The sequence below is a fragment of the Desulfosporosinus lacus DSM 15449 genome, from assembly GCF_900129935.1.
Taxonomy (GTDB): domain Bacteria; phylum Bacillota; class Desulfitobacteriia; order Desulfitobacteriales; family Desulfitobacteriaceae; genus Desulfosporosinus; species Desulfosporosinus lacus.
This window is the reverse complement of record NZ_FQXJ01000003.1, coordinates 854,566-868,946: the sequence shown is the minus strand read 5'-3', so window position 1 is coordinate 868,946 and position 14,381 is coordinate 854,566. Positions and strand designations below refer to the sequence as shown.

Below are 14,381 nucleotides of genomic sequence, written 5' to 3'. Positions count from 1 at the left end.
TTGTTTGCTTACAGTACAGCTCGCAGTTCAAACTAAGACGAACATAATTCCGTAACAATACATCCCGGACATTCATTAAAAGCCAGAAAGTCTATTCCGTTCTTCGATTCGCAGAATCGAATTCACATTCGAACCACGAATATCGAACCTCGAACCTCGATCTCCTCGATCTCCTCGATCTCCTCGATCTCCTCGATCATAGGATTCCGCGTTCCTTCAAGCTGATAAAACGATTATCCCCGATAATCACGTGGTCTAAAACTTCAATCCCGAGAATCTTCCCTCCATCTGACAGGCGACGAGTTACCTCAATGTCTTCCTGACTGGGGGTTGGATCCCCACTGGGATGGTTGTGCAATAAAATAATGGCGTTAGAATTTCGCCGTATTGCTTCTTTAAAACATTCCCGCGGGTGTACCAAGGATGAATTGAGGGAACCTACTGAGACTGGGCTGATCCCTAAAACATGATTCTTTGTCGATAGAGAAACAACTCGAAAATGCTCACGATCAAGGAACCGCATTTCTTCCATAACGATATGGGCCACATCCTGAGGAGAGTTGACTACCGGTCTGGACATGGGATCCACGGAAACTGAACGACGCCCTAATTCCAAGGCAGCCTTCACTTCTGCGGATTTGGCCTTACCTAAGCCATGTATTTGGGCTAACTCATGAACAGTCAGCTTTCCTAAACCCGAAAGTCCACCCACACATACCAAGATGCGTTCCGCTAAGGTCAAGACATTTTCACCCTTGATACCGGTCCGTAAAAGAATAGCCAGAACTTCGTGATTCGATAAGGCTTCAGGACCTAATTGATAAAGTCGCTCACGGGGCAGAAGTTCCTCCGGTAAATCCTTCAAACGCCGATAGTCCATTATCCACCTCACGTGAAGCGATGTTTGTCTGCTCAATCCCCCACGCCCTAAGCTGTTCCGAGAGATATTCCATGGGTAAGCCAATGACGTTTGTCAAGGACCCTTGAATGGCCGTAACAAATTTTTTAGCTTCCCCCTGAATCCCATAAGCTCCTGCTTTATCCATCGGTTCTCCGGTAGCAACATATTCCTTTATTTCATCCGCTCCAAGTCGGCGAAAGTTTACAATGGTTTCCACCACATCCGCAACAATTTTCCCCGATCCGGAGATTAATGCGACGCCGGTTAGAACAGCGTGAGTACGGCCGCTTAGCCTTTGAAGAATTTCTTCTGCTTCCAAGGGTGAAGCTGGTTTCCCTAAAATGGTGGAGTCCAGGACTACCATGGTATCCGCTCCCAGCACAAGGTCCAGTTTGTTTCCGCCAAGCTCTAACCACTCTGCTAAACCCGCTTCGGCCTTGCGTACTGCCAACTGTCTGACCCCGATCTCGGGAGGAATCCCTTCCGCCAATTCTTCTGAAACAGAAGCCTTAACCCTTTCAAAAACGTACCCTCTCTCACGAAGCAATGACGCCCTGCGAGGAGATGAAGAAGCAAGCACGAGCATGTTACACCTTCCTTGACAGCAAATAACCTCCCACAGCTCCCAAAAGGGTTGCAATTGTAATACTTATACGACAACCAAAAGAGAGCGAGAGAAAAAAGAAATCCACATATGTATGAGAGGGTATATCGATGACCGCCGGCCGTAAAAACGGAGCAAGAATACCGTATTTTTCTAAGCCAAAACCAACTAAAGTCCCCAGGGCCGCTCCAATCATAATAAGCAAGACGGTTCTTCCTGCCCCTGAGGAATTTCGTCCAACCGCCATAATTCTTTCCCCTTCCGTACACAGCAAGTCTGTAAAAACCAAGATTGACTCCTAAAAAGCCTTCATATAAGTGTAGCATCTTCACCATGACTAAGCAAGTTCGACACAGTTCTTCTTCACTATATAAAACATGAAAGAAACAGCCCTAATTCAATAAATAACGGGTTTCATTTCGAGATACAAATCCGATATCATCTGTGATGATTGCTGTATAGTTACCTAGTTATTCTATCTGAAAATCACAGATGTTTTTCAGATCCAAAAACTTAACTCAATAATGAGATATTTGGAAGTAAAATTCCAATTCCGCTATATAGTTTAATTTAAACGGTTAGGACGAGTGAATAGGTTGCCATTGAAACTCATGTTATAATTACGGTATGGGTTAATTTATGATTTAATACATATTTATTGGATATTGTGTAATTCATTGATGCAATTCTTAAGGAAAGGAATTTAATAATATGATGAAAGAAATTAAAATGCGCAGAAGTATTAGGAAATATACTGCTGAACCGGTTGAAGATGAAAAAATAATTGAGTTACTGGAGAGTGCAAGGCTGGCTCCTTCCGGTGACAATACACAACCTTGGCATTTTATTGTCGTTAAATCGGAATTGATTAGACATCAGTTAGCTAAAGTATCTAATAACCAAAAATGGATGCTCACCGCACCGGTTTTCATCGTGTGTGTTGCAGATATACGTTCTAGAATAGCAGACGATGTGGATCTATCGTTAAATGAAAATAGTCAGCTAGTAGAACTTAAGCAGATAATCAGGGATACATCAATTTCCATAGGACATATACTGCTTGAAGCTGAAAACTTAGGACTAGGTACCTGTTGGGTTGCATGGTTCATCCAAGAAGAAATCAGACCAGTTTTAAATATTCCTGCTGATAAATATGTCGTTGGCATTATCACTCTTGGTCATGCCGCTGAAACACCGAAAGCACGTCCCCGAAAAAAACTCGAAGACCTAGTACATTATGAAAAATGGTAAACGGTTGGAGCGAGGTGCATAATACGTCTGTTGTGAAGCTTATCTAACCACCCAAATATTATTTCCCATAAAAATAACCGCCACGTTGACGGTTTATAGTAGCAACTTTAGAGTTTAATGTAAGCTAAACATTCCCCTTTAACACGATCTCCCCCTAAGGTAATCGGCAGCTGCTGCCACAACTGCCGATTCGAAACGTAGTACACAGCGTATCCTACAAAATGGTTTGATCTTTAAAGACCAACATTTTTTTGCTTCATATAAGAAATACGTTCATTGATCTAATTATTAGGGGGGGTAACCTCTACCAATATTTTCACACTAACAGAGACATTTTTTGTTTCGAATAATCGGTCTTTAGCGAAGTTATGTTACCAGACGTTCTTATTGAACTCATAAAATCCGATAATGATAATTAACAGTCCCCTCGTACATTTTTGAACGAGGGGACTGTTAATTATCATCGTTAATGCCTTTTGTTATACGATGTGGCCTTCCCTATGAAATGCTTTTAGAAATAAACATCAATAAAGCTACATGAGAAGCTAGACCAATTAAAGAAGTTATTATCATTCCTTTTTGTTTAGTCTTAATGAAATAGAATAAGACAGCCACAAATATTGCAACAAAAAAGAACTCAAGAAATACTTGCGCACTAGATGTAATTCCAACCAATCCGATTGAAAATGAACTAAGTGCATAACTAAGGAAAATTAGTCCTAAAAATAAAACTTCGCAAGCAGCTAATAAGGAGGTAAAGATAATAATAATACGATTGGCGAACTTCTTCAAACACAACCACCCTCTCTTTTCAGAAAGAAAATAACTCTATTAGAAAATTAAATATCTTACTCCTATATGTCTTCGACATATTGTAATATATTTCCTCCTGTGTCGGATATCTCTCACAAGTAACTGATTATTTCTCAATTATCGAGGCACTAACCACGGCAGTTTAGAACTTTATTTTGTTCGCTAAACTCCCAACAAACGAAGCTTGGAGTACAGAAACTTTTATCACTCATTTCAGGTATGCTTAATTAAATGCATGATCCCTCATGTAAAACTTTATGCTTCGCCAAACTTTCGCTACGATTCTCCTGAAAGAAGGCGAGGATTAAGAGTCATTCAAGAGCTACTCGGTCACACTGACATACGAACAATCAGAATCTATACTCGGGTTCGGAGAAACTAAAAAAAGCGGCCTCGAAAACAGATAACCACTTGAGTCCAAAGAAAATGGCCTTGGAACAACGTAAAAAAAGTGGGTTGCAACGCTATTGCAATGATAAGTAAAAATGAGCCGATTCAAACGTAATCCAATACTATCTTATTTAATAAAAAGAATTAGAAGCAACTATGAAAATGCATTCTCGTAAGGAAGAATATCTTTTTTCATAGAGGGATGCCACCCGTTGGTAAGAACCTCCCCTATGACCTATCGCTTATGCCAGAGAAAATACGTTCACGCTATTTTAGACACGACTCTTCCTGATCCTAACGAAAGCACACTCCCATTAGTACTATGAACGTATATAGGACCGGACCCTCCACTAACAAAATAGCCAAAAAGAAAAAACTGATTTTACGTTTTTCAAAATATTCAGAGTCAAAGGATAGGTCCCTAACAGCCTAGAATTAAAGGCTATTAAGTAATTGTAATCACAGTTGAAATCGTTTTTTCTTTTACTAAGTATGTAGTTCAAGTATAAGTAATGAACAACCGGGAAGAATGTTATTGTATGATAGCACTTTTTTCTAAATGTCATCATATAATATCGCAAGTCATTGCTCACCTTCTTTTACTCTGTTATACTAATTATACTAAGGGTATGAGGAAGTGAGCTCTTGAGCCAGAACGTTGAAGACTTTCTGAGTGAATGTCGTGATTTAATCGGGCAGCGAAAGATAACTCTTAACCATGATGCCGAAGCAACTAGAAAAAGACGGGAGACTCTTGACAAATTAGGATATAGCATTCAGGCAATGCTACAAGAGATAAAGGACTTAAACTCTAATGATCTACACAGTGGACCAGAACAGGACTATAACTATCCTAATGAAGTAGTGTGGATTTTCAAAAAGGTGATTCAGGGTAATCTAATCTATATCAAAATTAAAATTAGAAAAATTCCCATACGTAAAGACCTTTTTGTGACGAGCTTCCATCTTGACATGTATTGGTAAAATTCGTCTACTTCCAGTACTTAGAATAAAGTAATGAGAAGTGGAAATTGAAATAAAAAATGAAAGGTATGGAGAAGTTAAGAAAGGAAGAAGATTATGACAAAGAAAGAATTGTTTTGCGAAGATTGTCGTGGGATGAGAGCTACGACTCCAAAGGTAACAGAAATAAGTCATACAATTAGAGGTGAGGAGATTACGGTTACAGTAAATGTTCCTTTCTGTTCAGAATGTGGATGTGAGCTTTCCGATCTTGATGTTGAGGAATATCATCACGACCTTGCATTAAAGGAGTACCGAAGGCGTAAGGGACTATTGTACACAGACCAGATAAAAGCTATCAGAGAAAAGTATGGCCTGTCCCAAAGGGCTTTTGCCAGGGCTCTTGGCTTTGCTGAACCAACCATTAATAGATATGAACTCGGTGCTCTTCAAGATACTCTTCATAACAACATCCTAGTATTGGTAAACGACTCTAGTGTTATGTTGAAAATGGCAAGTTTAAATAAGGACAATCTATCCGAGAAAGAGTTTACTACTCTGGTTGAAACCCTGAATAAGATTAAGTCAGATAGACCTTCAGAAACACAACAAGACGGCATCATAGGTTACATGGTAAAAAATCTTGACCGTCTAAATAGGAAAGTGGATGAACTTCTTAAAGATTCGAAAAAAGCTACACACTCACACGGTTTAAAGATACAACCAGATCATGAGTGGCAAATTGAAGCCTTACCCAAAGTACGGACAAATCCGTTTGAACCCAGACGTTCATTTGAATTGGAACCTTCGTTTAGTAATTGGGACGAGACATTTCTTCAACTAGATAATGGGAGGTGACACTATGTCGGAGCAACTACAAATACTCATCAAGTGGTTTAATAAATTAGAGGACAAACAAAAAGATGATCTCATGAAGCATATAAATTCCAAGGCTTTTTTACCTGAAAAAGAAACTTTTAATTCATTTAAAGCATTAAGAAATGAAATTGTCAATTTAATTACAACAGGACAAGAAGAAGATATTATACTCCAAAAACTCACTGTTGGAGGAATGGAAGAAAAAACAGGCAACATCTTTTTCAAATATTGTTCTTCAATGTTGAATCCATTACGAGAATGCCAAATTATAAACTCTCTGGAACTTGATGGTCTGAAAAATGTAATGGATTTTATTATTCACAAGATGTTTATCTACAGAGAATATGGTCACTACCCATTTGATACCGTGGTTAAAGCAGGGAATTTCAGAAATCAAACGGAAGCTCAAAAAGTTCTTCGTTTTTTGCACAAAACTATATTTCAAGTTGCAAGAAGGGATATCAGTCCAGATACTTTCAAACTAATTTTACTCAACGATTATGACTTGTCACCCGACTCAGTTGAAATTATCACGGACTTACTAAAAACAAATGCCTATGAACTTCACCAGGCTCAACTTTTTTATATTATAGACGAAGTACAGGATAGACTTGAAGAGCTTTTTGCGGATGAAGATGACGAGGTAGAGGAAGATTAAAGAGGACCTCTCCCCTATTAGAATGATGGTAGACTATTCCAAATACGAATAGTTTTCTATTCCATAAACTACCTATGGATATTTTGATCCTTCTATGGTAAGGCAGGATGGCTGTTCAGTGATACGACTAAGGGGGCCAAAGCCAGTGCAGTCGTTTATAGCCTTGTTGAAACGGCAAAGGCGAACAAACTCAATGTTTACATGTATCTATTCTACCTTTTCAGAAAAATGCCAGGGACTGATTTTAAAACCGATCCATCGCTTCTTGATGACTTTTTGCCCTGGTCGCAAAAGCTACCGGACTACTGCCGCAACATAAATCATTGAATGATAGGATGACCTAAAACCCCGGCACGCTGATTGCTGGGGTTTTACTGTCAATGCACCCGTTTATTAAGCGCTACGCTCTTCTGAAACGAAGTATTCAATATCCTTCCACGATAGCAAAATAATCCAAGAAAAACCAAAAAAGCCAGACCTAACGATCTGGCTCAATATGTTCCCCCATACACTCCGTCACAATAAAAAGACAATCACTCTCTCAAACCCGCTCATATCAAGGCTTTCAATCAACACCGATATAGCACTATTATCGTCTCCACGTGCCCTGTCTGAGGAAACATGAATCCCCTTCTTTTACGTGAAAAATAAGACTAACCAAATTATATGGTTAGTCTTATTGTATTGTTATTTTCCCAAAATAGCAGGTCATAAAGTGGAAGCATATCTTTTCCAAACGGAAATTTTATGATCCAAGTTACATTTTGCATTATTATTTATATATGGTAAGTTCCTATAGAAACACCTAAAAATCATTCGCCACCAATGGTAAGTTTACCTTTATTTTTCTCGATAGGTCATATAAGTAACACCATGACTAGTCGCTGAAAATATTATTTGTTCGCTAAACTCCCAACAAACGAAGCTTGGAGTACAGAAACTTTTATCACTCATATCATACATGCTTAATTAACTACCGGATCCTCATCAATAACTTTATACTTTTAAGCATAGCAGTGCTACAATCTTGTTAGGAAGTGGTGTCCCGCCTAAAAATGTATCCGCCAGATTGGGTCATAGTTCATTATGCTCATGCATTGGAATCAGTTGGCCGACAAGCAGCTGACAAATTGGATGAAATTATGGCTAAAAAATAATCCTTGCAATACATCAAATTTGATTTATAATGGGATTAAGACTAAAACATCAAATATGGTGTATTATTTTCGTAACAAGGGGCCAAAATATGAGTGTTTACCGATATGCCACGCTGGGAGGTAAAGACTTAATTGCTGATTACTTAAAGAGCCTTCCGAAAGATGAACAAGCAGAAGGTCAACTTATAATGACGCAACTCGAACAAAAAGGACTAGATTATTTAAAAGAGATCCTCGATACACGTCAGATTGAAAAAAAGCTCTGGGAAATAAAATTCCTAAGGAAGAACCGATTTTTTTATATCATTGCTGATGTAGACAATTTCTATATCGTCCATGCTTGCCGGAAGCAAAAAGGAAAAGCTGAAAAATTCGAGATAGATAAAGCTAAACAACGCGCTAAGGAAATCGGAAAAGAACTAGGGAGGATTTTCGTTTAACTTAGAAGGGGGAATAAAAAATGCCATTCGTAAAGGTCAATATTCAGGATGAGACAGAGAAATTTCAAAAAGAAGATCCGGAATTTGCAAGAGAATATGCGATAATCGAGACAGAGTATGAGCTCATAAAAATGGCTGTAGAAATGCGGAAGCAGCTCGGAGTGACCCAACCCGAAATCGCTCAGGAATCCGGACTTTCTCAGCAAGCCGTTTCAAGGCTTGAAAAGGTTGGTCATTCTCCGACACTACGAAACTTCCTCAAATATTTATCAGGAATGGGCATTGAAATTGAGCTCAAAAAAAAAGCTCTGGAAAAGGACGAGCGTCTAGCAGTATAAAGGGTCACTGAAGGAGAAAAATGCCAGCCACAAAATACGGCTGGCATTTTTATTGTCATTTTCAGGTACAAAAGGTGTAGAAGAAATACCTTAACCTTCTGGTTTCCTAAATATTCTTTAAACATTTACAAATGTTAGTAATATAATTCATATCATAAATAAATAAAGTTGACTCTTCAAAACCAGAAAAGTCAGCTTTATTCCTTATAGTACCTTAGTAGCATGTAATCAACAAATATTTGACTCACAAAATTCCGTCTGCGAGTTCTCCTTCTATGATGGAAGTCAAGATACTACCTCCCCAATATTTCATCTTAAGCCATTGCCTGTATCGGCTGCTGCGAATTTATGCGCAAACTGGGTCTTTAACGAAGTTAAGTTGTTATATGATCAGGTCTAATAATGATGTAATAATTACAAACAGAACCCTCCGTCAATAAACCGAGGTCTTTGGTGGAAAAACTAAACTTACAACGCACCTGTAATTATTGACTGCCTGATTAAACAGACATGTGTTACTGTTTATTATCTACATTTTATCAAGTTATAGTTTTGTATAAGCTTGTAAAATTGATGTTACTACTTTTTCCACCTCATTTTCCTGCAAATCCGGGTGAGTAATGACAAATTGCAAACCATTTTTGATGGTAAACTGAGCAGCTGGCAAACTAACATTTTGGGTTTTGCGCAATTTAACTTCAGTCCCGTTAATTTGTTTTGTATAAAAATCCGAGTTTGGCGTTAACATGGGTTTCGAGCCTCCATTTTTCATCGTTACATGTAAAATAGGGGAATAGTCTGTTCCATATGCTAAGGAACAGGTTTCTGACGTTTCATCCCCTTCAATGTGTATATTGGAGTCTTTATATATAAATTTATATCCCTTTGGAACGACCAAATCCCCAGGTTGAATGGTCTTGTAACTTAATTCATCTGATACTGTAAGACCCCGTTCGACAATAAAAGTGTCTGTAGGTGGAGTTTTCACTGGAACAACTAAACTTTCGCAGATTTTCTTTAACTCATCAATCGAAACTGCTGCTCCTCCGTTGTTCATTACTGTATACTCCACATTATTTTTCGTGAATTTTATCCTATTTGAAGAAATTTTGTCTATTTTTTCCTCGCTTGCTGTTGCTAAGAAATCGCCGATTTGAATTTGAGTTTTAGGCGATTCTGTGTTAAAAAGATTAATTGCATTGGGTAATGCTTCAAAGATACTAAATCCGGAATCCGGGTAATCGCCATATTGAGCCCAGTAAATATGTCCGTTATCACAGTTAATTTCTGTATGTGTAAGTTTATATCCCGCAGTGTAACTTGGAAGTAAGGGGGTAAATGAGAGATACTTTTGGTAGTTAAAACTTCCATCCTCTAAAGTATAAGATTGATCAGACTGGTTGGTTTGTATCGGAGTGCTGGCTCCCGTTTTAGGGTTAGAGTTTGATATTGAGTTAGTGAAACCCATTAAACCTAAACTAATGAATATAACGACCGCAATACATGTCCATTTTAAAGTGGGTTTCTGAAATAACTTAATCATTTTAATTCTCCTCTTAATTTGATAATTGTTTTCGTTCCCAAAGAAACCCGTTGCCCCCGGAAGCCATGGAGTTTGCGTATGGGTTGCTAAACTGATGATGGATAAGCCATAGCTTTGATACTCTTCTGGACTTAAAAAATTTAAGGTATCGGCATCACAAGCTAACTCGCAATCTTCACGCATTTTCGCAAAAGAATACCAAATTAATGGATTAAACCAATGAGCTATCTGTACGGCGACGGCCAGCCAATTAATAAGTATATCTTTTCTTTTATAATGAAATAGTTCATGAAGAAAAATATGTCTGATGTTTTCTTCATTTAGCCGGTTGACTAGGGATTTAGAAAGAAGTAGTTTGGGACTGAATATTCCGTAAAGACAAGGCGCTTCTATCCGATTCGTGATTATTATCGGAAGGATTTTTCTGATACCCAGTTTACTGGTACACTCTTTCATGAGTTTGGACATTCTTACGTCTGTTACATGGGGGTCTCGTCTTATTTTGGAATAGAATCTGAGGTTTATAGCAATGGTCAGAATCCCTAAAACTAAAACCCCAACTAACCATATAATTGCTAATATCCTGCCATAGGACAAATCCTGAGAAATAGGTTCTTCCAAGTTGCTATTGGTTTCTTTGTTGATAATAGAGTTATTATTAGTTAACTGAATATCATTTCTGGATATATTCCTGATTTGAGCATTGATATCTGGCATCCTAATTTGATTGACAATAGGAATTGTCACCGGATTGTTAGATAATAAGCTGTAAATGCTCAAAGGACTTTGAATATCGTAAGGTATTAGTAATCGAATTATAAGCAGTATCCAGATCGCATATTGCCACTTTGCATCCAGTTTGTTTCGTAGCGCATATTTCAACAGTAAAATTAGGACAGCCAAAATACTAGCCATAATGGACAATTTAATAACAGAATTGAAGACTAACTCTAATCCCAATAAAACCGCCCCTCTTCGGATTATTTATCTTCCAAGAGTTTTTTAAGCTCTGCTATTTCTTCTGCCGAAAGCTCTTTGTTTTCGATAAAGTTTTTAACAAAGAGCTTTAGAGAGCCATTATAAACCCGACCTAGGAATGACCTTGCTTCTTCTTTGGCACATTCGTTTTCGGAAACTAAGGGATAATATGAATACCCTCGGCTTCCAACGTCATAAGCTACGGCATTTTTTGTAACCAATCGACTAAGTAATGTTTTAATGGTTTTTGGTTTCCAGTCGGTTGTCCCCTTCAACTCGTTAACAACATCGCCGGAACCCAAAGGAGACGCATTCCATAATACTTTCATTATCATCCATTCGGCATCGGTTATTTGTGGGATATTTTTCATTTTCTCACCAACCTACATTTGTAATCCTATCACAAATAGAGCTTACACTTGTAAGCCTTGTTTGTCAAGCCTCTTGGAAAATTCCAAAAACTACTGTAATTTAAAAACTTTCCTATTCCTGTGTCAGTTGCAAGAATATAGAACGTTATGGCTTCGCTAAACTCCCATTTACGTTGACACGACCGCACCGTTAACCCCTTTTATGGGTTCATAACCTGATCCATCTCTTAAGGTAACGTGGAATCTTATTCATAATTTTATCGGCAAAAGTTTTAGTACTCAACCAAAGCCCATTAGCCATTTTGCTAATTTCGCAATTACTTCTGATCACTTGGTAAATCTTCCTGATAACCTCATCTTTCAATTTTTCAATATCCTTATCTATTTGAGACATTAAATATTCCCCCTCTTCTAATCATCTCATATATTCAATGCAAAATAAGGGGCTGTATACAACTTAAAATACCTTACAGTAGGAGGGCAAAGAAAAAAGACTATCTAGTCCCTCTTTGCCCCTTTATGTTGTTTAGTATAGGTCTACTATGCAATAAAAGACCTACCTTGATTTTTATATCAAGAACAGGTCTTTTACTACATATAATAAGAAAAATGCGTCTTAACTGTAATTATGAACGTCTTTCTGAGAGATACCTAACCAAATACGCAGTTTATTTATAAAACGGCGATTGACTTCATCTGTTGAATCATCACCTTTGTATGAAGCGACAAAAGAGGCAGATTTTACTTCAATTCTGATATCCATATTAAATTGATGTAAATGCAATGCAACAAATTGCAATCCGTATTTTTCGGCAGGAATATCACGGACTATTTTTAACCTTTGAACAAAATCCACTGGAAGAGATTTAATACAGTCTGGAGCAACAACCTTCAAAGCAGTTTCTTTTAATGAAAGGTCCTCAAAATTCTCAGTAATTTCAACAGCATTAAAAGTTTGTTTTAGAAATTGCACTAATTCTTTCCCAAAATGTGGTTCTGGTATAAATTCGAAATTGTTATCAATAGTTTCCTGCATAATTTAACCGCCAATCATCTTTACTGTACATTTTTCAACAAGTGTGCATCAACATAAAGATTAAGCATATTCCATATTATAGCATCTGTTTAAAGGAAATGTCTTTAGATTTTAATCCTCAGCTAATATAAAACACTAGAGGTAATTGCGTTAAAATCCGCAATAACCTCTAGTGTTTTATAGCTATGATACCAGCTCTATCGAAAATAAATGCATATCCCTATAGGTACGCCATCCTGCCTATCTCAACAACTCTACCCCAGCTATTCCCGGTCTGGTCATCTCATATGGGTTTAAAATTAAATCAAGTTCCTCTTTAGTTAAAATCCCTTTTTCTAAGACAATGTCCGAGACTGGCCGCCCATAAAGAATGGCCTCTTTGGCTATGATTGAAGCCACTTCATATCCCACATGGGGGTTAATTGCCGTAACCAGTCCGACACTGTTTTCCACCATTGCCCTGCAACGTTCTACATTTGCGGTAATACCTGCGACACAGCGGTCTCGGAAAACACGGGTCACATTGCGCAAAATGTCCAGGGATTGGAGTAAATTGAAAACGACGACGGGTTCCATAACATTGAGCTCAAGTTGGCCTGCCCCACAGGCTAAGCCGATGGTGAAGTCATTCCCTTGAACCTGAAAAGCTACCTGATTGACCACTTCAGCAATTACCGGATTAACCTTTCCAGGCATAATGGAAGAGCCCGGTTGCATCGGTGGTAAATTTAATTCATTTAATCCGGTTCGTGGACCGGAGGCCATCAGGCGCAGGTCATTGGCTATTTTAGAAAGGTTGACCGCCAAGGTCCTTAAAGATCCGGAAACTTCCATGAATGCGTCCGTGTTCTGAGTAGCATCCACCAGATCCTCGGCAAGACGTAAAGGCAGACTTGTCCATTCTTGCATCAGCTCTGTCACTTTCTCAATATATCGAGGATCAGCATTTAACCCGGTGCCAACGGCCGTTGCTCCCATATTTATAACTTCAAGAGCTCGAATGGCTTCTTTAATTCTCTTAATATCCCGCCCTAACATGTGGGCATATGCTGCAAACTCCTGTCCTAAGCGAATAGGAACAGCGTCTTGAAGATGAGTTCTCCCCATTTTAATGACACCGTCAAACTCTTGGGCCTTATCTTCAAAGGATTGACGCAAGCTGTCTAAGACTTGGAGCAAATCATGGGCCACATTTAAACAAGCAACACGAATTGCCGTGGGGAAAACATCATTGGTGCTTTGAGCCATATTTACATGAGTGTTGGGGTGAACTTTGAAATACTCACCCTTTTTCCCGCCCAGAATCTCGATGGCCCGATTAGCAATGACTTCATTAGCGTTCATATTCATAGACGTCCCAGCCCCGCCCTGAATCACGTCCACCACAAATTGCTCGTGAAGCTTTCCTTCAATTAATTCCTTAGAAGCTTCAACAATAGCCTTACCAATCCCAGGACTCAAAGCCCCAATATGCATATTTGCTTCAGCCGCCGCACCTTTAACCATGCCAATAGCACGGATCAATTCTCCATGAGGGGGATATCCGGTAATAGGGAAATTCTCCGTGGCACGGAGTGTTTGAATACCATAATACACGTCATCCGGGACTTCATGAACTCCAATCAAATCCTTCTCTTGCCGCATATCTCATATCTCCCCTACAAATTTTCGTCTTAAAAGAGGTCGCACTCACACGATCCCAACAACCGTGCTCCCACGATTCCCCCTGACCCAAGAGGGTCGCGTTCACACGCAGCGACGCCTCTGCGAGATTCGTAGCCAAACTCGGCTTTAATCCGCTTTCATCCAGCAGGGCGGGAAACAAGGTCCCTTCCCGCCATCCTTGGCTACAGGGACACTAGACCATCCATGGTCGTCGGACGTTTTCCGCCGGCCATGCGACAGGGACGTCGCATTGGCCGGGAACCCTGCCGCTTTCATAACGGATTAAAGCCCTAGTTTGGCACGACGACCGCACGGCCAAGCAAGTGTTGACGCGACCCTCACCAGGACAAACGAGGAACGCAACAACCGTGCTCCCACGTCCCCCCCGACCCAA

At 39.1% G+C, this 14,381-nt stretch carries 16 protein-coding genes; 7 read left to right on the top strand and 9 right to left on the bottom strand.

The features are described from left to right. Positions 1 to 196 precede the first annotated feature (196 nt). The 3 genes from radC to BUB11_RS04095 are packed head-to-tail and all read right to left on the bottom strand — an operon-like array spanning position 197 to position 1,752. On the bottom strand, positions 197 to 880 hold the full coding sequence (gene radC, locus BUB11_RS04105) for a RadC family protein (protein ID WP_073028061.1): 684 nt from the start codon (positions 878 to 880) through the stop codon (positions 197 to 199). Further along, entirely contained in the window at positions 831 to 1,487 is a 657-nt protein-coding gene (locus BUB11_RS04100) for a Maf family protein (protein ID WP_073028059.1), read from the bottom strand. The genes radC and BUB11_RS04100 overlap by 50 nt, the downstream gene beginning before the upstream one ends. 1 nt (position 1,488) lies before the next feature. After that, entirely contained in the window at positions 1,489 to 1,752 is a 264-nt protein-coding gene (locus BUB11_RS04095; RefSeq protein WP_073028211.1) for a DUF4321 domain-containing protein, read from the bottom strand. 464 nt (positions 1,753 to 2,216) lie between these two features. On the opposite strand from BUB11_RS04095, the gene BUB11_RS04090 reads away from it, so the two are divergent. Continuing rightward, a complete protein-coding gene (locus BUB11_RS04090) occupies positions 2,217 to 2,756 on the top strand; it encodes a nitroreductase family protein (protein WP_073028057.1) in 540 nt (179 codons plus the stop codon). Between the two features lie 498 nt (positions 2,757 to 3,254). Here BUB11_RS04090 and BUB11_RS04085 read toward each other — a convergent pair whose 3' ends face one another. Then, complete coding sequence (locus BUB11_RS04085; protein ID WP_073028056.1) at positions 3,255 to 3,548, bottom strand: hypothetical protein; 294 nt, start codon at positions 3,546 to 3,548, stop codon at positions 3,255 to 3,257. Positions 3,549 to 4,604: 1,056 nt separating this feature from the next. On the opposite strand from BUB11_RS04085, the gene BUB11_RS04080 reads away from it, so the two are divergent. The 6 genes from BUB11_RS04080 (at position 4,605) to BUB11_RS04055 (ending at position 8,394) form a co-directional block, all read left to right on the top strand. After that, a complete protein-coding gene (locus BUB11_RS04080) occupies positions 4,605 to 4,943 on the top strand; it encodes a type II toxin-antitoxin system MqsR family toxin (RefSeq protein ID WP_073028054.1) in 339 nt (112 codons plus the stop codon). A 96-nt stretch (positions 4,944 to 5,039) separates the two neighbouring features. Next, a complete protein-coding gene (locus BUB11_RS04075; protein WP_073028053.1) occupies positions 5,040 to 5,780 on the top strand; it encodes a type II TA system antitoxin MqsA family protein in 741 nt (246 codons plus the stop codon). Positions 5,781 to 5,784: 4 nt separating this feature from the next. Beyond that, positions 5,785 to 6,459 carry a hypothetical protein gene (locus BUB11_RS04070; protein WP_073028051.1) on the top strand — a complete coding sequence of 225 codons (675 nt, stop codon included), beginning with the start codon at positions 5,785 to 5,787 and terminating at the stop codon, positions 6,457 to 6,459. A 111-nt stretch (positions 6,460 to 6,570) separates the two neighbouring features. Beyond that, positions 6,571 to 6,786, top strand: coding sequence for a transposase domain-containing protein (locus BUB11_RS28685; protein WP_143187543.1), 216 nt, complete (start codon positions 6,571 to 6,573; stop codon positions 6,784 to 6,786). A 919-nt stretch (positions 6,787 to 7,705) separates the two neighbouring features. Further along, positions 7,706 to 8,056, top strand: a complete 351-nt coding sequence (locus tag BUB11_RS04060) for a type II toxin-antitoxin system RelE/ParE family toxin (protein WP_073028049.1) — start codon at positions 7,706 to 7,708, stop codon at positions 8,054 to 8,056. 20 nt (positions 8,057 to 8,076) lie between these two features. Next, positions 8,077 to 8,394: a helix-turn-helix domain-containing protein gene (locus tag BUB11_RS04055; protein ID WP_073028047.1), complete on the top strand. Its 318-nt coding sequence runs from the start codon at positions 8,077 to 8,079 to the stop codon at positions 8,392 to 8,394. A 544-nt stretch (positions 8,395 to 8,938) separates the two neighbouring features. Here BUB11_RS04055 and BUB11_RS04050 read toward each other — a convergent pair. The 5 genes from BUB11_RS04050 to aspA all read right to left on the bottom strand — a co-directional run bounded on the left by BUB11_RS04050 (position 8,939) and on the right by aspA (position 13,966). Beyond that, positions 8,939 to 10,897 carry a M56 family metallopeptidase gene (locus tag BUB11_RS04050; RefSeq protein WP_073028045.1) on the bottom strand — a complete coding sequence of 653 codons (1,959 nt, stop codon included), beginning with the start codon at positions 10,895 to 10,897 and terminating at the stop codon, positions 8,939 to 8,941. A gap of 20 nt (positions 10,898 to 10,917) precedes the next feature. Continuing rightward, a complete protein-coding gene (locus BUB11_RS04045) occupies positions 10,918 to 11,286 on the bottom strand; it encodes a BlaI/MecI/CopY family transcriptional regulator (protein ID WP_073028044.1) in 369 nt (122 codons plus the stop codon). Positions 11,287 to 11,494: 208 nt separating this feature from the next. Next, a complete protein-coding gene (locus tag BUB11_RS04040; protein ID WP_073028042.1) occupies positions 11,495 to 11,680 on the bottom strand; it encodes a hypothetical protein in 186 nt (61 codons plus the stop codon). A gap of 222 nt (positions 11,681 to 11,902) precedes the next feature. Further along, positions 11,903 to 12,322 carry a hypothetical protein gene (locus BUB11_RS04035; RefSeq protein WP_073028041.1) on the bottom strand — a complete coding sequence of 140 codons (420 nt, stop codon included), beginning with the start codon at positions 12,320 to 12,322 and terminating at the stop codon, positions 11,903 to 11,905. 240 nt (positions 12,323 to 12,562) lie between these two features. Beyond that, on the bottom strand, positions 12,563 to 13,966 hold the full coding sequence (aspA, locus tag BUB11_RS04030) for an aspartate ammonia-lyase (protein WP_073028039.1): 1,404 nt from the start codon (positions 13,964 to 13,966) through the stop codon (positions 12,563 to 12,565). Positions 13,967 to 14,381: the final 415 nt, after the last annotated feature.